Source organism: Streptomyces sp. NPDC111516, from assembly GCF_055635345.1.
This window is the reverse complement of record NZ_JBVKBV010000038.1, coordinates 1-19384: the sequence shown is the minus strand read 5'-3', so window position 1 is coordinate 19384 and position 19384 is coordinate 1. Positions and strand designations below refer to the sequence as shown.

General features: G+C 70.1%; 18 protein-coding genes and 1 pseudogene. 9 read left to right on the top strand and 10 right to left on the bottom strand.

All coding sequences use genetic code 11. The annotated features are described in order from the left end of the window. Positions 1-101 precede the first annotated feature (101 nt). Together ACZ7L9_RS35995 and ACZ7L9_RS35990 are read right to left on the bottom strand one after the other, a co-directional pair. Positions 102-830: a response regulator gene (locus ACZ7L9_RS35995; protein ID WP_471421738.1), complete on the bottom strand. Its 729-nt coding sequence runs from the start codon at positions 828-830 to the stop codon at positions 102-104. Beyond that, positions 827-1669: a sensor histidine kinase gene (locus ACZ7L9_RS35990; RefSeq protein ID WP_471421737.1), complete on the bottom strand. Its 843-nt coding sequence runs from the start codon at positions 1667-1669 to the stop codon at positions 827-829. The genes ACZ7L9_RS35995 and ACZ7L9_RS35990 overlap by 4 nt, the downstream gene beginning before the upstream one ends. A gap of 118 nt (positions 1670-1787) precedes the next feature. Here ACZ7L9_RS35990 and ACZ7L9_RS35985 point away from each other — a divergent pair, with 118 nt between their 5' ends. After that, complete coding sequence (locus ACZ7L9_RS35985; RefSeq protein WP_471421736.1) at positions 1788-2522, top strand: ABC transporter ATP-binding protein; 735 nt, start codon at positions 1788-1790, stop codon at positions 2520-2522. Further along, entirely contained in the window at positions 2519-4831 is a 2313-nt protein-coding gene (locus ACZ7L9_RS35980) for an ABC transporter permease (RefSeq protein WP_471421735.1), read from the top strand. The genes ACZ7L9_RS35985 and ACZ7L9_RS35980 overlap by 4 nt, the downstream gene beginning before the upstream one ends. Positions 4832-4909: 78 nt before the next feature. Here ACZ7L9_RS35980 and ACZ7L9_RS35975 read toward each other — a convergent pair whose 3' ends face one another. Then, positions 4910-5929, bottom strand: coding sequence for a recombinase family protein (locus ACZ7L9_RS35975; RefSeq protein WP_471421734.1), 1020 nt, complete (start codon positions 5927-5929; stop codon positions 4910-4912). Positions 5930-6261: 332 nt separating this feature from the next. Between ACZ7L9_RS35975 and ACZ7L9_RS35970 the strand changes: the two genes are divergently transcribed. Together ACZ7L9_RS35970 and ACZ7L9_RS35965 are read left to right on the top strand one after the other, a co-directional pair. Next, on the top strand, positions 6262-7125 hold the full coding sequence (locus tag ACZ7L9_RS35970) for a DUF4158 domain-containing protein (protein ID WP_471421733.1): 864 nt from the start codon (positions 6262-6264) through the stop codon (positions 7123-7125). Between the two features lie 39 nt (positions 7126-7164). Next, positions 7165-8904 carry a Tn3 family transposase gene (locus ACZ7L9_RS35965; RefSeq protein ID WP_471421732.1) on the top strand — a complete coding sequence of 580 codons (1740 nt, stop codon included), beginning with the start codon at positions 7165-7167 and terminating at the stop codon, positions 8902-8904. Here ACZ7L9_RS35965 and ACZ7L9_RS35960 read toward each other — a convergent pair. Next, positions 8901-9182 carry a hypothetical protein gene (locus ACZ7L9_RS35960; RefSeq protein ID WP_392075619.1) on the bottom strand — a complete coding sequence of 94 codons (282 nt, stop codon included), beginning with the start codon at positions 9180-9182 and terminating at the stop codon, positions 8901-8903. The genes ACZ7L9_RS35965 and ACZ7L9_RS35960 overlap by 4 nt on opposite strands. 85 nt (positions 9183-9267) lie before the next feature. Here ACZ7L9_RS35960 and ACZ7L9_RS35955 point away from each other — a divergent pair, with 85 nt between their 5' ends. Then, positions 9268-9543 carry a hypothetical protein gene (locus ACZ7L9_RS35955; protein ID WP_471421731.1) on the top strand — a complete coding sequence of 92 codons (276 nt, stop codon included), beginning with the start codon at positions 9268-9270 and terminating at the stop codon, positions 9541-9543. 54 nt (positions 9544-9597) lie between these two features. Here ACZ7L9_RS35955 and ACZ7L9_RS35950 read toward each other — a convergent pair whose 3' ends face one another. Continuing rightward, complete coding sequence (locus tag ACZ7L9_RS35950; RefSeq protein ID WP_471421730.1) at positions 9598-10365, bottom strand: class I SAM-dependent methyltransferase; 768 nt, start codon at positions 10363-10365, stop codon at positions 9598-9600. A gap of 68 nt (positions 10366-10433) precedes the next feature. Between ACZ7L9_RS35950 and ACZ7L9_RS35945 the strand changes: the two genes are divergently transcribed. The 3 genes and pseudogenes from ACZ7L9_RS35945 to ACZ7L9_RS35935 form a co-directional block, all read left to right on the top strand. Continuing rightward, positions 10434-10727: a hypothetical protein gene (locus tag ACZ7L9_RS35945; RefSeq protein WP_471421729.1), complete on the top strand. Its 294-nt coding sequence runs from the start codon at positions 10434-10436 to the stop codon at positions 10725-10727. 163 nt (positions 10728-10890) lie between these two features. Further along, positions 10891-11412, top strand: a complete 522-nt coding sequence (locus ACZ7L9_RS35940; RefSeq protein WP_471421728.1) for a hypothetical protein — start codon at positions 10891-10893, stop codon at positions 11410-11412. A gap of 250 nt (positions 11413-11662) precedes the next feature. Beyond that, positions 11663-12190: pseudogene (locus ACZ7L9_RS35935) on the top strand (hypothetical protein); the annotation flags it as partial. A 259-nt stretch (positions 12191-12449) separates the two neighbouring features. Here ACZ7L9_RS35935 and ACZ7L9_RS35930 read toward each other — a convergent pair. Together ACZ7L9_RS35930 and ACZ7L9_RS35925 are read right to left on the bottom strand one after the other, a co-directional pair. Beyond that, a complete protein-coding gene (locus tag ACZ7L9_RS35930; RefSeq protein WP_471421727.1) occupies positions 12450-13016 on the bottom strand; it encodes a PadR family transcriptional regulator in 567 nt (188 codons plus the stop codon). A 90-nt stretch (positions 13017-13106) separates the two neighbouring features. Beyond that, a complete protein-coding gene (locus tag ACZ7L9_RS35925; protein ID WP_471421726.1) occupies positions 13107-15122 on the bottom strand; it encodes an NADPH-dependent 2,4-dienoyl-CoA reductase in 2016 nt (671 codons plus the stop codon). Between the two features lie 267 nt (positions 15123-15389). On the opposite strand from ACZ7L9_RS35925, the gene ACZ7L9_RS35920 reads away from it, so the two are divergent. Further along, complete coding sequence (locus ACZ7L9_RS35920; RefSeq protein ID WP_471421725.1) at positions 15390-15917, top strand: DoxX family protein; 528 nt, start codon at positions 15390-15392, stop codon at positions 15915-15917. 209 nt (positions 15918-16126) lie between these two features. On the opposite strand, the gene ACZ7L9_RS35915 is transcribed toward ACZ7L9_RS35920, so the two are convergent. The 3 genes from ACZ7L9_RS35915 to ACZ7L9_RS35905 form a co-directional block, all read right to left on the bottom strand. After that, positions 16127-18202, bottom strand: a complete 2076-nt coding sequence (locus ACZ7L9_RS35915) for a SpoIIE family protein phosphatase (RefSeq protein WP_471421724.1) — start codon at positions 18200-18202, stop codon at positions 16127-16129. A 34-nt stretch (positions 18203-18236) separates the two neighbouring features. Continuing rightward, the gene (gene grpE / locus ACZ7L9_RS35910) at positions 18237-18677 is read right to left on the bottom strand and encodes a nucleotide exchange factor GrpE (RefSeq protein ID WP_471421723.1); all 441 of its coding nucleotides are present in this window, start codon (positions 18675-18677) and stop codon (positions 18237-18239) included. A 200-nt stretch (positions 18678-18877) separates the two neighbouring features. Beyond that, the coding region (locus ACZ7L9_RS35905; protein ID WP_471421722.1) for an Hsp70 family protein at positions 18878-19384 on the bottom strand (507 nt) is incomplete at its 5' end.

The following is a 19384-nucleotide window of genomic DNA, read 5'->3' as shown; positions in this document are numbered from 1 at the left end:
GAAGCATGTCCGTTGGGACGACGATGCTGAGGTCTCGGTCGTCCGTGACTGATGTGGGACGACGGTGGCTCAGGACGCTTCTGAGCGGAACCTGGCCCGGGTCACCGTCCGCGCACCGGGCGCTGCTGCCTCCCACCCGGCGAGACCAGGCCCGTCTCGTACGCGAGAACCACGGCCTGGGCGCGGTCGCGGAGGTTGAGCTTGGCGAAGATCCGCGCCACGTGCGTCTTCACCGTCGACTCGCTGAGTGTCAGCTCGCTCGCCAGCTCGCTGTTGGAGAAGCCATGCCCCAGCAGTGTCAGCACCTCCCGTTCGCGCGGCGTCAGCGGGGCCAAGTCGCGGTGCGGCGCCGGGGCTTTGGTGGAGGCGGCCGGGGTGGGGGCGCCGGTGGCGAAGCGTTCGACGAGCCGGCGCGTGATCGAGGGTGCGAGCAGCGCGTCCCCTGTGTCCACCAGGCGTACGGCGGCGGCGAGATGGGCCGATGTGACGTCCTTGAGTAGGAAGCCGCTGGCGCCTGCGGCGAGGGCGGCGTACACGTAGTGGTCGAGGTCGAAGGTGGTCAGCATGATCACCCGGCACCGGGGGACCTGGACGAGGATCCGGCGGGCGGCCTCCAGGCCGTCCATTCCGGGCATCCGGATGTCCAACAGCGCGACGTCCGGCCGGTGTTGGAGCACCTTGGCGACTGCCTCGGCGCCGTCGGAGGCCTCGCCCACCACGTCGATCCCGCGGGCGGTCAGGATCATCCGGAATCCGGTGCGGACCAGCTCTTGGTCGTCGGCGATCACGACCCGGGGCCCGAGCTGGCCGGTTGAGGGCGCGTCCGTCACGGCCGGTCCAGCGGGATGCGCACGCGGATGCGGAAGCCGCCGCCGATGCGGCGCCGGGCGTCGAGGTCGCCGCCGTAGACGGCGACCCGCTCGCTCAGGCCGAGCAGCCCGCGCCCCGTCCCGTCGGCCCGCCGCTCGGGACCAGCCGCGTCCCCGGTGAGCACGCTCGGCCCGCTGTTCAGCACTTCCACCCGCAGGTAGTGGTCCGCGTAGCGCACCGTCACCTCCGCCTTCACCCCGTCCCCGTGCTTGAGCGCGTTGGTGAGCGCCTCCTGGATGATCCGGTACGCCGTCACGTCGATTCCGGCCGGCAGCGGCCGCGGCTCGCCGGAGATCCGCACCTCCACCGGCAGGCCGGCGAAGGCGAACCGGTCGATCAGCGGGCTGAGCCGACCAAGGCTCGGCTGCGGCGCGAAGCCGTCCTGGTCCGGCTCATCGGCGCCGTCCGGCGCGGGGGCGAGCAGGCCTAGCAGGTGTCGCAGTTCGGTCATCGCGTTCCGCCCGGCGGTCTCAACGGCGGTCATTGCGGCCGTTGCCTCCTCGGGCATGGTGGCCAGCACCTCACGGGCCGCACCGGCCTGCACAACCATCAGGCTCACGTTGTGGCTGACGATGTCGTGCAGCTCCGCGGCGATCCTGGCCCGCTCGGCGTCGACGGCCGTGTGCGCGGCACTCTGCCGCTCCCGCTCCAGCAGCCAGCCGCGCTCGCCGATCGCCGCCCGGTATGCGCGGCGCGCCCGGGCGAGCGCCGCGGCCAGCCAGCCGGCCGCGCCTGCCGCCACCAGGGCGGTGATCCAGCCCGCTTCCGCTCCCCACATGCCGCCAGCTTCCCAGCTCACGCCGTGATCCACATCAACCGGGGGTGCCGCCTGTGTACATCCCTGGTACTACGGCCCTGGACAGTTACACCTGGGGTGGGACGCACAGCCCGCCCCGCCGCTCCTACCGTCGTGTGCCATGAGCAATGATCACGAAGGGACCACCCGGCAGGACGGCGCGCAGCTCGTCGTCGAGCTGTCCGGTGTCCACAAGGAGTTCGGGGACGCCAAGGCCCTGGCCGGAATCGACCTGCGGATCCGGGCGGGCGAGGCGGTCGCCGTGATGGGCCCCTCGGGCTGCGGCAAGTCCACCTTGCTGAACATGGTCGCCGGCCTGGACCGGCCCACCTGCGGCACGGTCCAGGTGCACGGCCAGGACCTGGGGCAGTTGAACGAGACCGGGCTGGCACTGTTCCGCCGCCGGCACATCGGCATGATCTTCCAGTTCTTCAACCTCATCGACGACCTGCCGGCACTCGACAACGTCGCCCTGGCCGCCCAGCTGACCGGCATCTCCGCCCGGCAGGCCCGCCGGCGCGCCCTGGAGCTGCTGGACGAACTCGGCGTCGCCCACCGCAAGGACATCTACCCGGCCGCCCTCAGCGGCGGCGAGCGCCAACGCGTAGCTGTCGCCCGAGCACTGATGAACCGTCCGGCGCTGCTGCTCGCGGACGAGCCGACCGGAGCCCTGGACAGCCGCTCCGGCGAGCAGGTGATGGACCTGCTGATCGACCTCAACCAGATCGGGCAGACCCTGCTGATCGTCACCCACGACCCGCACTTGGCCACCCGCTGCGCCAGCCGGCTGGTCGAGGTCGCGGATGGTCGCGTGGCCCGCGAGCGTTCTTTGGAGCCGTCGGAGCACACGGCATGACCGGGGCGGTGTGGCGGGCCTCGCGCGCGGCCGTCAAACGGCGCAAGGTCCAGACGATCGTGATCGGACTGGTCGTCTTCTGCTCGACCACCACCATCCTGCTCGCGCTCGCCGTGATGAGCGCCGCCCGGGCGCCGTTCGACGCCGCCTTCGATGTGCAGCGCGGCGCCCACGTGGTCGCGACCTTCGACGCCGCCAAGGCCCCGGCGGAGCAACTGGCCGCCAGCGCCCACCGGCCGGGCGTCGAGGCGGCCGCCGGGCCGTTCGCCCAGGTCACCCTGAACATCCCGACCGACTGGTTGGGCCACGCGCCCGGGTCGATCACCCTGGTGGGCCGAGCCGACCCGGCAGGCCCGGTGGACCGCGTGGAGTTGACCGCAGGCCGCTGGGCCACCAGGCCGGGCGAGGTCGTCGTCTACATGGGCTTCCGGGGCACCTTCGACAACCTGCTGGGCCAGACCATCGCGCCCACCGGTGCCCCGCCGCTCACCGTGGTCGGCATCGCCGACAGTATGAGCAATTCGGCGGGCGGCTGGGTCACCCCCGAGCAGATGGCCGCCCTGCATCCCACCGCCGAGCAGATGCTCTACCGTCTCACCGACGCCTCGAGCGACGAAGCGTTGAAGGCAGGCTTGGCGAAGGCCACCGAGGGCCTGCCCGGGGACGCGCTGACCAGCGCGCAGTCCTACCTCACCCTCAAGCAGGCGTTCTCCGCCTCGGCCGATGCCTACCTGCCGTTCATGTCGGTCTTCGGCGCGCTCGGCCTGGTGGTCGCGGTATTGATCGTCGGAAACGTTGTCAGCGGCGCGGTGGTGTCCGGCTACCGCCACATCGGCGTGCTCAAGGCGCTCGGCTTCACCCCGCGCCAAGTGGTCGCGGTCTACATCGCCATGGTCTCGGTGCCCGCGATCGCCGGTGCCGTCCTCGGCACGGTCGCCGGCTGGGCGCTGGCCCGCCCGATCGTCGACATGGCCTTCACCGGGATCGAGACCGGCACCGCCGCGCTCGCGCCCCCGGCTTGGCTGCCGGTTGCCTGCCTGGTCGCCGTGCCCCTGCTGGTCGCCCTCGCCGCGTTCCTGCCGGCCTCGCGCGCCCATCGGATCTCCGCGGCCGAGGCGATCACCGCCGGCAGCGCGCCGCGCACCGGGCGCGGCCTGCGGGTCCAGCGCTGGCTCAGTGGCACGCGGCTGCCACGCTCGGTCAGCCTCGGCCTCGGCCAGCCCTTCGCGCGCCCGGCCCGGACGGCGCTCACCATGGCGTCCATCGTGCTGGGCGTGGTCACGGTAACCTTCGCCACCGGCCTGACCGGCACGCTGCTCGCCTCCATGCAGCCACCGGGCGGGGACAACGGCCGCACCTTCGTCCACGTGCAGGTCGGCGCCGCCGACGCCCACCAGAGAGTGCCGAAGCTGACCGACGCCCAGATCGAGGCCGTGCTGCGCGCCACGCCCGGATCCGACCAGGTGACCTCGCGCGCGTTCGAACGGGTCGGCCTGGTCGGCTACACCCAGCCGGTGTTCGCCGACTTCTACGGCGGCGACGCCCTCGAGCGGCCACTCCACGTGGCCAAGGGGCGCCCGGCGACCGGGCTGGGCGAGGTGATTGCCGGACCGGCGTTCCTGGACCAGCACGGACTCAAACTCGGCGACCGGATCACCCTGGACGTCAGTGGCCGGCTCCTGCCCGTGACCATCGTCGGCGAGCCCGTCCAGGGCAACGCCCGGGCGGTGGCGTCCAACGCGGCGACGCTGGCCGGGACCGGAGTGGAACTGCACGTGGTCGAGTACGTCGTGCGGCTCGCCCCCGGCGCGGACGCCGACGCCTACGTCAAGGCGGTCAAGGACGCCGATCCCGGCCTCTACCCGAACGTGGTGACGCACGACGTGAACGGCCCGATCGCCTCGGTGATCAGCTTCTCGACGATCTTCACCGTGCTGCTGTGCGTGGTCGCCGCCCTCGGCGTCTTCAACACCGTGCTGCTGAACATCCGCGAGCGCCGCCGGGACCTCGGCATGCTCAAGTCGATCGGCATGACCCCGCGCCAGGTGGTCGCGATGACGGTGATCTCGGTCGCAGGGCTGGGTCTGGCCAGCGGGATTATCGGCGTCCCGCTCGGGATGGCCGCGCACCGGCTGATCGTCGAGAACGTCACCATCCTGGTGTTCACGGACTCGATGATCAACGTGTGGCACGCCCCGCTACTGATCGCCGTCGCGCTGGCGGGCGTCTTCATCGCCGTCCTCGGCGCACTGCTCCCCTCGCGCACGGCGGCCCGACTGCCGATCGCCGAGGTACTGCACAACGAGTGACGCACGCCCTGCCGGGCCGAGCGACGAGCGGGGGCGTCGCCCGGCCTGGTCGCGCGGGCGGAAATGCCCCGCGTGCAGTCAGCGCGAGCTGACGCTGTCTGTTGCTGCGGCCGGGCGGGGGCTGGGGATGCCGTCGCCCGGCCGCTCGGCGTTTTGCAGTGCGGCGAAGTCGGCGTGGGCGGCTTCGACGGCTTCCGGGTACGCCTGGGCCTTCTCGTGCTCGGCGAGCGCCCGGTAGATGCTGGCCAGGGAAGGGTTCTGGCCTTTGCGCTTGCCGGTGGGGATGATCAGGTCGGGCCGGATCTGCTCGACGGACTCGCCGTTCACCCGGCGCCGGAGAACGGTGTGCAGCATGTCGTCGGTGATGACCGCAGGCCGGCCGCCGTGCTTGCCCTTGCGGGCCGCGGTGTCGAGCCCTTCCAGCGTCGACTCCCGGATGTTCTCCCGCTCGGTCTCCGCCATCGCCGCAAAGAACGCGAACAGCAGTCTCCCGGCGCCGCTGGGGTCGTACGTCCCCTGGAGGGGGCCTGCGAGCATCTCCAGCACCAGGCCGTGCGCGGTGAGGTGGTCCGCAAGGGCTGTGAGCTCGGCGGCACCGCGTCCCAGCCGTTTCATCTCGTACACCGTGACGATGACCCGGCAGTGCGGGGCATGGGCCTTGATCTCCCGGGCGGCCTTGAGCGCAGCCTCGAACTGCGGGCGCACCCGCACCCGGGTGCTGATCTTCTCGCTGAAGATTTTGTCCCTCGCGATGCCGTGCTTGGCGAGGGCATCCAGCTGAGACTGGAGCTCTTGGCTCAGGTGCGAGCATCTCGCATACCCGATGCGGATGTCCGCGCTCGGGGTGTCCGGGTCGATCGGCGCCGGGGGCGGGGTGCCGGGCCGCCACGACTGCCCCGGGCCCCGGTCGGCCGGGGTCGGCACCCGTAGCAGCTTGACGAGCCACGGCACCTTCGTGAAGCGGCCTGTGTGGTAGGTGCCTGCGACCGCGCCGCCACGCGAGCGGCACGGCGAGCCGGGCTCGGCCGCGCAGCGGGGGCAAGGATGGCGCTCGACTTCGTCCGCGTCGGTCGCGGAAGGCTCTTGAGGGTCCGTCATGCCCCTGGATCTTGTCACAAACATTTCTCAGAAGGGGGCAGCTCACCTCTTTGAGTGAGAACGGGTTCTGAGAACCGATCCAAGATCAACGGTGTCCCGGTGGCCCGTTCTTGATCTTGCTCCGATAAAGGAATGTTTGTGAGAGCCGCTGCGGGCATGGGTGGTCAAGCCCCACCGGGCCGCCCGGAAGACCCCGCACGCACCTCCCGCCTGGGCTACCCCATCTATCACATGGGGTAATGCTCTGGGCTGGAATCGCAGATCACCTCACGCTCCGCCGGGTCACCTGGCACCGTCGCGCGCGAATCACGCCGACGATCAAGGAGCGGGCGGTGCCGACCAACTTTCTGAGCGAGGAACAGCGCAGGAACTTCGGCCACTTCACCGAGGACCCGGACGAGGGACAGCTCGCCGGGTCCTTCCTGCTGGATCAGACCGCGCGGCGCCGGGCTATGGCCGCCCGCAGCGCGAGGAACCGGATCGGCTGGGCCGTCCAGCTCGGCACCATCCGCTACCTGGGCACCTTCCTGGAGAACCCCGAAGAGGCGCCCGCCGTGGTGGTCGCCTATGTCGCCGAGCAACTCGGGCTGGAGCCGGGTGCGTTCGCCGGGTACGGCAGCGGCGAGGCCCGCTGGGACCACCAGGGCCAGATCCGCGAGGGCTACGGGTACACCAAGTTCGAGTTCGATCAGTGGTTCGCGCTCGCCCGCTGGATGTATCAGCGGGCCTGGATCGGCAACGAACGCCCCACCCTGCTGTTCGACCTGGCCACCAAGCGCCTGGTGGACAAGAAAGTGGTGCTGCCCGGGGTGACCGTGCCTGAACGGCTGGTGTCCGGTACCCGCGAGCGGGCCGAGAAACGCCTGTGGGCGACGCTGGCCGCCGCGCCCACAGCCGAGCAGGCCGAGCAACTGCAACAGTTGGTCGTCGTCCCCGCGGGCAAGCGTCTCTCGGAACTGGACCGGCTGCGCCGCTCGCCGCGCGACATCTCGGCGCGCGGGGTGGGCAAAGCGCTGGAACGCTACGAGTCGCTGCGCTCCTTCGGCGGTCACGCCTGGGACCTGGACGCGATACCGCCGGGACGGCTCCAGGCGCTGGTGCGGTTCGCCAAGGCCGCCCGCGCCCAGGCCGTATCCGACCTCGCCGGGAACCGGCGCCTGGCCACCCTGGTCGCGTTCGCCGCGGTGATGCCGTAGCTTGCCGCGGACGAGGCGATCGAGGTCTTCGACCTGGTGATGGGCGACATCATCCGCAGCTCTGCCGCCAAGATGACCAAGGCGCGGCTGCGCACCCTCAAGGACCTGGATACCGCCGCGATCGAGCTGCGCAAAGCCTGGCTCGCCATCTGCGCCACCGCCGCCGACCCCGAGGGCGATCTGCGCGCGACGCTCGACTCCATGGACGTCGGCCCGGTCCACGCGGCGGCCGAGGTCGTCAAGCTGCTCGCCCAGCAGCCCGACGACGGCGCCGAGCAGATGCTCGCCGCCCGCTACAACACCATCGCCCGCTTCCTTCCCGGCCTGCTCAAGACGTTCACATTCGAGGCGAGCCCGGCCGGCGAGCCGGTCCTGGACGCGATCGACTTCGTGAAGTCCCTCAAGGGACGGCGCCGCCCCATCCAGGCATGGGAGGTCCCCGCCAAGGTCCTCCCCTCCGCCTGGCGGCGCCTGGTCTTCCCGCCTCCGCCGATGCCCGTGGGCAGCGTGGAGAAGCGCGCTGTGATCGTCGCGTCCGCCGAGGCCCTGCGCTCCGCGCTGCACCGGCACGAGGTGTTCGTGCCGGGCCTGCGCAAGTGGGGCAACCCCAACGCCCGCCTGCTGGGCGATGCCGCGTGGGAGGCGGCCCGCACGAGGGTCTGCGAGGAACTCGACCTCGACCCCAAGCCCGACAAGATCCTCGCCGAGTGGACCGCACGGCTCGACAAGGCTCATCGCGACTTCGCCGACGGCCTGGCCGCCAACCCCGCCGTACGCATCGAGCAGCAAGGAGGCCGCGACCGCATCATCCTCACAGGCCTCGACCGCCTGGACGAACCCGCCTCCCTGGTCGAGCTGAACAAGGAGATCGAGGCGCGAATGCCCGCCGTCGACCTTCCCGAGATCGTGCTGGAGGTCAACTCCTGGGTGCCCTACCTCGGCGACTTCACCCACGTCTCCGAGGCCAACTCCCGCATGGCCGACCTTGAGCTGTCCGTGGCCGCGGTCCTCACCTCCGAGGCCACCAACGTCGCCATCGAGCCGATCGTCCACGACGGCGTCGACGCGCTCAGCCGCGACCGGCTGTTCTGGGTCGAGCAGAACTACGTACGCGCCCAGACCCTCATTGCGGCCAACGCCCGCCTGGTCGACTACCACATGCGCCTGCCGCTGGTGCAGGCGTGGGGCGGCGGCGAGCTGGCCTCCGCCGACGGACTGCGCTTCGTCACCCCGATCCGCACCCTCAACTCCGGGCCGAACCCGAAATACTTCGGCACTCGCCGACGCGGGGTGACGTTCTACAACTTCCTCTCGGACCAGTTCAGCGGCCTGCACGGCATCCTAATCCCCGGCACCCAGCGCGACTCCTTCTACATCCTCGACGGTCTGCTGGAACAGGAGACCGCCCTGCGGCCCGTCGAGATCACCTCCGACACTCACGGCGCCAGCGAGATCGTCTTCGGCCTCTTCCGCCTCATGGGCTACCAGTTTTCCCCACGCCTGGCCGACGTCGGCAGTGCCACCCTCTACCGCGCCGACCCGGACGCCGACTACGGGCCGCTCAACCCGGTGACCCGCGACAAGGTCAACCTCAAGCAGATCACCGCCCACTGGGACGAGATGCTCCGCCTTGCCGGCTCCCTGCACTCCGGCACCATCAAAGCCTCCGAGGCCCTGCGGGTCCTCGCGCCGGGCGGCAAGCCCACCCCGACCGGCGAGGTCCAAGGCGGACAGCTCCGCTCCACCGCCAAGCCTGAGAGGACCGCCACCGCGATCTAGGCGTCCCCGCCCGGCTCGCCCTGGCGCGCGCTCTGGGCGAGCCGGTAGCGGACCTTCTCGTGCGACAGACCCACCTGGCCGCCGATCTGCCGCAGCCCCCAACCCTCCGCTTTCGCCGCGGCCATCCCCTCGTCCAAGGCCGCGTCCGTCACCTCATCCAGCGCGGCCCGCAGCTGAACGAGCAGCCGCAGCCGGATCGCCGGAGCCAGTTCATCCAGACCGGCGCAGAACCGCGCCACATCCGACTTCAGGAAACCGATCGTCGGGTCATCGCTCACCCGCACACCCTGGCAGCACAGCTCACAGCCCGTCAAAAATTTTGACAGCTACGTCGATTTTCTGTTCCGTTCCTACCCGGACCCCATGAACCGGGCAACCGCAGTGCTCGTCGACCGGGATAACCACGTCAGCCACAGCGCGGCAAGCAAACACGACCAGGCCCAGGCCGCGGAGATCGCCCGCCTCCGCCGCCAACTGCGAGACAACCGAAACGAGCGACAACGGCTCCAAGACGAAGTCGACGCCGCCGCCACGGTCATCGCGGCCCTGCTCGCGGAGAACACTGCCCTCCGCGAGCAGATCGCCCAACGCTCAGCCGTCGTCATCCCGCTCGACCGAGCACACGCCACACGCGAGTGAAAGTGGCTCGGAACCAGCTTGGGGCCGGCGGGCTGACATGGTGAGGTGTCGTGATCAATCCTCGTGGCGCCGACGCGCGAGATGGACGGTGATGTCGGCGGCCATCTCGACTCTGTCCGGCAGTACCTGCATGATCTGGCTGAATACCTGCTCTCGCTCCGCGGTCGGCAAGACGAGGTAAGCCGAGATGGTGGAGAGATGCCCAACGTAGTCGCGAGCGTTCATCGTCACGCGCCGTTCGATCACGGACCGCTGAACGCCGGTGAACCACTCAGACCGTTGCAGCTCCGTACCCGGCCACTGCATCTCATGATCCGGAGGCGTCCCGTCAGGCGACGGAATCTCGTCACTCTCCAAGAATGGTGCTCGCGCCGCGCGGACAGCTTCCTCCACAGCCGGGTCAGCCAGTCGAAATGGCCCGCCGCATGAGGCAAATACGCCACCCGGTTCCAGCAGCGCGGCCACGCGCGACCACCGGCCCTCCGGGTTCGTCCAATGCAGCGCTGCTGCCGCATAGACCAGTCCATACCGTTCGTCCGGTCGCAAGTCCTCGAACGCGGCTTGCACCGTTCTGACGTTCGTCGGCACGTGCTTGCGCAGCTCGGCGAGCATGGACCCATCAGGATCGGTCGCGGTGACCATGACCCCTCGTTGAGCGAACAGGCGGGTTGCCTTGCCTGTCCCAGCGCCGATCTCGAGGGCGGTCCGAACCGAGCGGCCCGCATAGGCCCTCACGATGTCGAACAGCTCCACGGGATACCCCGGCCGGAACCGTTCGTATGCTTCCGCCACCACTCCGAAACTCAGCGCGCGACCAGACATGCCCAGCATCCTGACACGAGCGGCCCCTGCGGTGCTTGATTTTTTTCTGGGGGCACGGACGCGAGCTGATGTCTCATGAGACACATCGAAGTCTGGAGAAGGACGGCTTCCGGGCCCTGCTGCTCACCTCCGCCAGACCGGGCGGCCCCGTGCTTCTGCAGTCGCGGCGCGGCAGCGGCATCCCAGCCATGGCCACGCCCTCCAGAGCCTGGGCGCAGATGGTCCGCCAGGCACTTCCATCCGTCCTCGCCGATGCCCTCGGCGTCAGCCCGACGGCCGCGATGCGTTATGCCGAACGGGCCGGAACGGACTACCTGGCCTATACGAACCTGCGAAGGCCCGCAGCGATCGACGATGTCTAGTGCCGCATCAGACACCTCAGGGCCTTAACTCGTCAAACAGCAGCCGCGATTTCGGTGGGGAAGGCCGTGTTCTCATCGAACAACTTGCGCTTCTGAAGGCAGTGGTAGAGCTGGCCAATCCCCACATGGTGCCGCCGTCAGAGGATGGCCCAAACTGGCACGCATGGATTGGTTGCCACTGCTCTCCACCCTGGCCGGGGCCGCAATCGGCATCGTCGCTACTCTCGTCGCCGATCGGAATCGGTGGAAGCGCGAGGATGTCAAGGAAGCTCTTCGGCTGCGGCTCGACATCTATACGCAGTACACCACCACTGTGAAGGTCCTCGGTGAGACCCTGCGGGCCCTGGCCGAGCGAGAGCACCCTTCCGACGACGAGCGGGCGCTTGCGCTGCGCGAAGCCTTTCGGGATTCAGGCATAGGTATGGCGTCAGAACGAATGTGGCTCATCGCGCCCCAACCCGTCGTCAACGCCTCCAACAGCGTGTTCCACTGCCTGCGACGCATCTGCGACGGCTACATCGACGGCACTGCTGTCAGCAGTCCAGAGGATCGCGCCCGCTGGGAGGCACGCGGCAAAGCTGCCGCCAAGATGCGCAAGCTCATGCGTGAAGATCTCGGCGTTGGCCCACTCATCGAACGCCACAGCCCCCTTCTCAACGACTACAACAACCACGCCGTGCAGTAATCGTGACCGTGGCACCAACGTCATGAGATGGCACATCTAGTGCCGTGACCGGCAATGTTTGCCCCGTAAGGAGCGTCGTCCGGTGCGTGCGATCGCAAGGCGGCCGGAAGTCCTTGTAGCGGAGCTACCAGGGCTTTTGGCCAACGCGGCGAGCGTGCGTGCTGGGCGGCGCGACGGGGCAAAGCTTGCCGGGAGGGACACTAGCTCTCCTCGGCTACCCGATTCAGTGCGTCGAGCATCGAGGAGTGGCATCAACCGGGCCGCCGCTCAGGGCCCGCTGGGCTCGCCCAAGCCGGCCCGCCCCGCCGGGGCCCGCCTCGCCGAGCGCACCGAGCCCGGCGCAGGGTTCCTGAGGCTGCTCGGACGCGGCGCCTGGTGGTGGTCGGTCGGTCTGAACGCGGGTGGTGCGCTGCTGCACGTCGCGGCACTCAAGTACGGCCCGCTCACGCTCGTCCAGCCGCTCGGTGCCCTCACCCTGGTCGCCGCCGTCCCGCTGGGAGCCAGGGCCGCCGGACGCAGGGTCACCCGGATCGAATGACGCGGCACGATCCTCACCCTGCTGGGTCTCGGAGCCCTGCTGATGACCGCGGGCGGTACCGCCCCGCACGAGACACTCAGCCTCCCCGAAGCGCTGGCCGTCGGAGCCGGGACCATGGCCGTCGTCGCCGGACTCAGCCGCCCGGGAGCACGCCCCGGTCTGCGGCACGCGGCGGCGTCCGGCATCACCTCCGGTGTCGCCTCCGCGCTCACCCAGACCCTTACCGTGTCAGTCGCCGAGACGTGACGTTCGGTGGTCGGAGTGTCACGTTCAGTTCGTTGACGTCACCGGTGGCCCCGAGCCCCGACTCCTGCCAGGCCTGGCAGTCCAGTGCCTGCGACAGTCGCTGCTGAACGCGGGTGGCCAGGCGGTTGTTGGGGGCCTGGGCGGTGGCGAGCACAGGCCCATGTCCCTGGCCGCCTCCGGCCGGTGTCGCGCGGTTGCCCGTACCGCCACAGGTACAGCGACACGCTCACCCGCCGGACCGGCGATGCCGCCCTCAACAGCCCGGCGGGCTCGGTTCCTCGGCCTCGGCCTCGGTCTCATCCTCGGCCAGTGCCCGTGTCAGCCAGCCGATCCAGAAGTTCTCCAGATCGATGCCGCCACGCAGCACGAGATGCCGCAGCCGGTCCTCCTCGGAGTTCCGCTCAGGAGGGAAGTCCCGCTGCTCGATCTCCTGATACTCCGCCAGTTGACGACGGTGCAGCGCCAGATGCCGGCGCAGCTCCGTGTTCAGTCCGGGCGCGCCGATGATCGCCGCCGCCCGCATGCGCAGCAGCAGCGGATCCCGGATCTGCTTGGGGTCCTCCGAGCGCGCCACCCAGGCGGACAGTGCCTCGCGGCCCGCGGGCAGCACCTCGTACTCCTTCTTCTGCCCGCGGGCGGGCAGCTTCGAGGGCAGTACGCGGATCTGCCCGGCCTGCTCCAGCTTCCCCAGCTCGCGGTAGATCTGCTGATGTGTGGCGGACCAGAAATAGCCGATCGACCGGTCGAACCTGCGGGTCAGCTCCAGCCCCGAAGACGGCTTTTCGAGCAGGGCGGTGAGGATCGCATACGGCAGTGACATGGGGTGCATCCTAAGGACGGCCGGGCAAAGGCCGCATGACGGAGGGGCCCGAGCCGGCGGTGAACGCCCGGGCCGGGGCCCACGGTTCCGTCACAGCGAGGCCGCGAGCTCCGTGCCCTGGCGGATCGCGCGCTTGGCATCCAGCTCGGCGGCCACATCGGCGCCGCCGATCAGATGGGCGGGACGCCCCGCCGCGAGCAGCTCCTCGTGGAGTTCGCGGCGCGGTTCCTGGCCCGCGCAGAGAACCACCGTGTCGACCGGCAGGAGATGCTGTTCGCCGTCGACCGTGAGGTGCAGTCCGTCGTCGTCGATCCGGTCGTAGGCGGCGCCCGCGATCATTGTCACGCCGCGGTGCCGCAGTTCGGTGCGGTGGATCCAGCCGGTCGTCTTTCCCAGCCCCGTACCGAGCTTGCCGGTCTTGCGCTGGATCAGATGGACGGTGCGCGGCGTCCTGGGACGCTCCGGGGAGCGAAGACCGCCCCGGTCGCGGTAGCCGGTGTCGACGCCCCACTGCCGGAAGAACACCTCGGGGTCGAGGCTCGCCGCATCGCCCGAGTCGGTCAGGAATTCGGCGATGTCGAAGCCGATCCCGCCCGCCCCGATGACCGCGACCCGGTCACCGACCTGCGCCCCGTCGCGCAGGACGTCGAGGTAGGTGACCACGCTGGGGTGGTCCAGGCCCGGTATCGCGGGGGAGCGGGGCGTGACACCGGTGGCGAGGACGACCTCGTCGAAGCCTGCGAGGACATCCACCGTGGCCCGCGTGCCGAGCCGCAACTCGACGTTCTCCTCCGCGAGCCGGGTGCGGAAGTAGCGCAGCGTCTCGTTGAACTCCTCCTTGCCGGGAACCCTGCGCGCCACGTTCAGCTGGCCGCCGATCTCCTCGGCTGCGTCGAAGAGGGTCACCTCGTGCCCGCGCTCGGACGCCGAGACGGCACACGCGAGACCGGCGGGCCCGGCGCCCACGACCGCGACCCGCTTGACGGTGCGGGTCGGTGACAGAGTGAGTTCGGTCTCGTGGCAGGCGCGCGGATTGACCAGACAGGAGGTGACCCGTCCACTGAAGACGTGGTCCAGGCAGGCCTGGTTACAGCCGATGCACGTGTTGATCGCGTCGGCACGGCCCTCGGCCGCCTTGACGACGAAGTCCGGGTCGGCGAGGAACGGCCGGGCCATCGACACCATGTCCGCCCGGCCCGACGCGAGGATCTCCTCGGCGACCTCGGGTGTGTTGATGCGGTTGCTCGTCACCAGCGGTACGGAGACGGCACCGCGCACCCGCTCGGTGACCCAGGTGTAGGCGCCGCGCGGCACGGAGGTGGCGATGGTGGGGATGCGGGCCTCGTGCCAGCCGATCCCCGTATTGATGATCGTCGCGCCGGCGGCCTCGATCTCGCGGGCCAGTTGCACGACCTCCTCCAGCGAAGAACCGCCGGGCACCAGATCCAGCATGGAGAGCCGGTAGATCAGGATGAAATCGCTGCCGACCCGCTCACGGACCCGGCGCACGATCTCGACGGGGAACCGGATGCGGTTCTCGTACGAGCCGCCCCAGCGGTCAGTGCGCCGATTGGTGGCAGCGGCGATGAACTCATTGATCAGATAGCCCTCGGAGCCCATGATCTCGACACCGTCGTACCCGGCACGCTGTGCGAGCTCGGCGGCCCTGGCGAAGTCCCCGATGGTCTCCTCGACCTCGTCGTCGTCGAGGGCGTGCGGAGTGAAGGCGCTGATCGGCGCCTGGATCGCGCTGGGCGCGACCAGGTCGGGATGGTGCGCGTACCGGCCGAAATGCAGGATCTGCATGGCGATCCGGCCGCCGGCCTCATGCACGGCGGCGGTGACCCGCGCATGCTGCTCGGCCTCCGCCTCGGTGGTCATCTTGGCGCCGCCGGGAAAGGAGCAGGCCCGGGCGTTCGGGGCGATCCCGCCGGTGACCATCAGGCCGACGCCGCCCCGCGCACGTTCCGCGTAGAAGGCGGCCATCCGCTCGAAGCCGTGCTCGATCTCCTCCAGACCGATGTGCATCGACCCCATCAGCACCCGGTTGGGGAGAGTGGTGAACCCGAGGTCGAGCGGGCTCAGCAGATTCGGGTACGGGCTCATGCGGCGGCTCCTCACGCAGTGTCGTTACGCCAGTTGTAGACCAGTGAAACACCTTTATGCAACAAGTTGCACAATGGTGTTCGGCGCAGAGTCGCGCGTGCGGCGTCCCCCGGACGGCGTAATACCAGGACACGTCGGCGCCTCGCGTCACGGAGAGTGGAACCGCGGCCCCGCCCGCCACGGCACATCGGGTGGCGTGTACGGGGGGCCCGCGCACGGCCCCGGACCCTCGCCACACCCGGCCCCCGAACCCCCGCGGAGACTCCCATGCCCTGCCTCGACCGGCGTGACCTCGGCCTGCTCGTCCTGCGCGTCGGCACCGGCGCGGTACTGGCCGCGCACGGCACCCAGAAGCTGGCCGGCTGGTTCGGCGGCGGAGGCATCGAAGGAACCACCGCCGCTATGGAGGCCATGGGCTTCCACCCGCCGAAGCACAGCGCGGTCGCCGCCGGGCTCGGCGAGGCGGGCGGCGGCGCACTGCTGGCACTCGGCCTCGCCACCCCGGCGGCCGGTGCGGCCGCGGCCGGGACCATGGTGGGTGCCGTGGCCGTCCACGCGCCCGCCGGATTCTTCGCCCAGGGCGGCGGCTACGAGTACCCGGCCTTCCTCGGCTTCACCGCCGCGGCGATCGGCCTCATCGGACCCGGCCGGTACTCCGTCGATCATGCCACCCGGCACGTCTTCAACAAACCATGGATGGTAGCCCTCGCCTTCGCGGGCAGCGCGGCCGCGGCTGCGGCCGTCGTCGGCAGGCGCGCCAAGGGCCGGGCCGTGGTCGACCCCGACACGACCTGACCACCCGGCTGGACAGGGACCGGACGGCACCCCAGGGAGGGAGCCGCCCGGTCCCGACCGCACGACTTCTGGCTGTCGCGGGTCCAGGTCGTACCGTCCAGCGTGTAGCGGACGGTGGTCCCGCGCTCGGCCTGGAGCTTCGGTTCGACCGTGTGCTCTCGGGCGTCTTTCGGACCGCAGCGGTCGGTTCGGTCCCTCCGGCCGCTTCGTCAGGGCCGCGGTCGGGGACGGGCGATGAGTATCGCCACGTCGTCGTGATCGTCCGGATCGCGCAGCGTGTCCAGGAGCCGGTCGCAGGTTTCGTCCAACGAGCGGTCGGGGCCGTCGAGCACGTCGAGGAGGACGTTCAGGCGCTCGTCGATGGCAACGCGGCGTGTTTCGACCAACCCATCGGTATAGAGAACCAGTTGATCACCGGGGCGCAGGGGGACGGTGGCCGCCTCGAAGGAGACGCCGCCGACCCCGAGGGGCGCACCCGTGGGCAGGTCGAGCAGTTCGGGGCGCTGACCGGTGCGTGTCAGCGCGGGGGGCAGGTGTCCGGCTGCGGCGATGCAGCACCGGTCGCTGTGCGGGTCGTATTCGGCATAGACGCAGGTGGCGATGTACGGCTCCAGGCCCGCGGTGATCCTGTCGAGGTGCTGCAACACCTCGGCAGGCGGCAGGTCGAGGCCGGCCAGAGTGGCGGTGGCGGTGCGCAGGCGACCCATTGCGGCGGCCGCGTCGATGCCGCTGCCCATCACGTCGCCCACAACGAGCGCGGTCCTGTCCCCCGCGAGGGGAATGACGTCGAACCAGTCGCCGCCGACCTCCGTGGAGGTTCCGGCCGGTTCGTAGCGGGTGGCGACCTCCAGAAGCTCGGGGGGCGCCGGCCGCGGCAGCAGACTGCGCTGGAGCGTCACCGCGGTGTTGCGGACGCTCTGGTACAGGCGTGCGTTGTCGAGGGACACCGCGGTCCGGCCGGCCAACTCGCCCGCCAGAGTGACGTCGTCCTCGCTGAAGGAGGCCGGATTGCGGCCGCGCATCAGGCCCAGGACGCCGAACGCCCCGCCCAGAGTGGCCAGCGGTAGCGCGAGATACGAATGGATACCGGCGCTGGCCAGGACGGCAGCGGATCCGGCGTCACGGGCGATGCGCGCCAGATCCCATTCGTCGACGTGCTTCACGATGACGGGGCGGCCGGTCCGTACGCACCGGGTGGGCAGTCGGTCGGCGTCGTAGCTGACCAGGTCGTCGGCCGTCCCCACGGCGCGGGCCGCCTCGGTGAGGCAGCCGGCCTCCACGGCGAGGGTGCGAAAGAGTGCCGGGCCGTGGGGAGGTGTCGCGGGGCGCCGATCGTCCAGGGCGGAGTCGAGTACGTCCACGACCGCCACGTCGGCGAGTTCGGGCACCGCTACATCGGCCAGTTCGCGGGCCGTCTGTTCCATCTCCAGGCTGGTGCCGATACGGGCGGAGCCCTCGGCGATCAGGGCCAGGCGCTGCCGGGCCTGGGCCGCCGTCGTGATGGCGCCGTACCGATCGGTGACCTCCACCACCGAGGTGGCGACACCCAGCACCTCACCATGGGGATCCTCAAGCCGGTAGACGGAGACGGACCAGGCACGATCGGTGTCGGGGTCGGCCGGGGTGCGGCCGATGGTGTACTTGTCGACTTGCGGGATTCCGGTCTTGAGCACTTCCCTGACCGCCGCCTCGGACGCGTCCACACTGACGGAGGGCAGGACCTCGCGGAAACCCCGGCCGAGGTGGTCCTTGGCGGACAGGCCATGCATTCGTTCCATCGCCGGATTGACGGCGACATACCGCAGATCCTTGTCCAGAACCTCCAACCCGATCGGCGACTGGGCGATCAGTTGCGTGGACAACGCCACGTCCCGTTCCATTTCACGCAGCTTCGACGCGTCCGTGACGATGCCCAGCGTGTAGAACTCCCCCTGCCCCACCGGTAGTCGTGAGCAGCGGAACTCGACCGGCCGCGTACCGCCGCCCTTGTACCGGAAGGGAAGGACACCGGCCCAGCCCTCGCCGGTCTCCACCATCTGCCGGCACCTGCCGGCCACCAGATCCATGTACGGGTCATGGACCAGCAGCTGTGCCGCGTTCCGGCCGCGGACCTCCTGCGCGGAGTAGCCGAACAGTTCCTCGGCCTGAGGGCCCCACAACACGATCCGCCCGGCGGCGTCCAGTGCCACCACCGCCACACAGACCGCATCCAGTACGCCGGTCGGCTGATCAAGTCGGGCGTCGGGCGCCTCGTTGTCGGCGCCGAAGGATTCCGCTTGGCTCATCCCGAGCGCTCCTTTCATCCGCCGGCACGCTGGGCTACGCGGCGGAGGTGGGCCCCGTCACCGCCACCTGCGCCGGCCTCAGGAGATGGTCGCCGACCCGGTAGCCGTGCCGCAGCACCTCGGTGCATACGGCCTCATGGGCCGCGCCGCAGGCGCAATAGGTGATCGCCTCATGGGTGTGCGGGTCGAACGGTTCACCCGCCGCACCGACGGTCTGCAGGCCCAGCGCCGCGAGCCGGTCCCGGAGTGTGCCGGAGAGAACCGCCGCTGCGCCGTGGTCATCGCCCTGGCGGTGGACCTCTTCCACGACATCCAGGACCGGAAGCAGACCGGTGAGGACATTGACCACGGCGATCTCCCGTATCGCCAGGCGGTCGCGGCGCACCCGCTTGCGGTAGTTGTCGTACTCGGCTTTCAGCCGCTGCAGGTCCGCTGTCAACTCCGCGATCTGCTCACGCGGTCGTGCTTCATGCATTAGTGCATCGTGCGGTCGCGCATCGTGCGGTCGTGCGTCATGCGGTCGTGCCTCGTGCAGCCGTGCACCCTCGGCTTCCGTCCGATCGGTCCCCGCGTCCCGGCGGCGCCGGGACGGGAGGGTGACCGGGGCGGGCCCGCGCCAGTCGCGCACCAGCACAAGTGGCCGCTCGCCCTGATGCCGCAGGTGCGGGTTCTTGTTCATCCGGTGTCTCCCTTCTGCTCGTCGTCGACGATCTCCGCATCGACGACCTCCTCCTCACCGGTGTCCGTGCCTCCGGGTGTGCCGCTGCCGGCCGTACCGCCTCCAGCGGACTGGCCTCCCTGCGCCTGCGCATACAGGGCGGTGCCGATCCGCTGCGCGGCCGCCGCCGCCTTCTCGGTGGCGGTTCGGATCGCGGCCGTGTCGTCGCCCTTGAGCTTCTCCTTGAGCTCGGCCAGGGCGGCCTCGGTCTCGGAACGCACATCCGCAGGGATCTTGTCGGCGTTGTCCCGCAGCAGTTGCTCGGTCTGGTAGACGAGCCCCTCCGCCTGGTTGCGGGTCTCGGCGGCCTCCTTGCGCCGGCGGTCCTCCTCCGCGTGCTGCTCGGCCTCGCGCACCATGCGGTCGATATCGTCCTTCGGCAGCGAGGAGCCGCCGGTGACGGTCATCTTCTGCTCCTTGCCGGTGCCGAGGTCCTTGGCGGCGACGTGCATGATGCCGTTCGC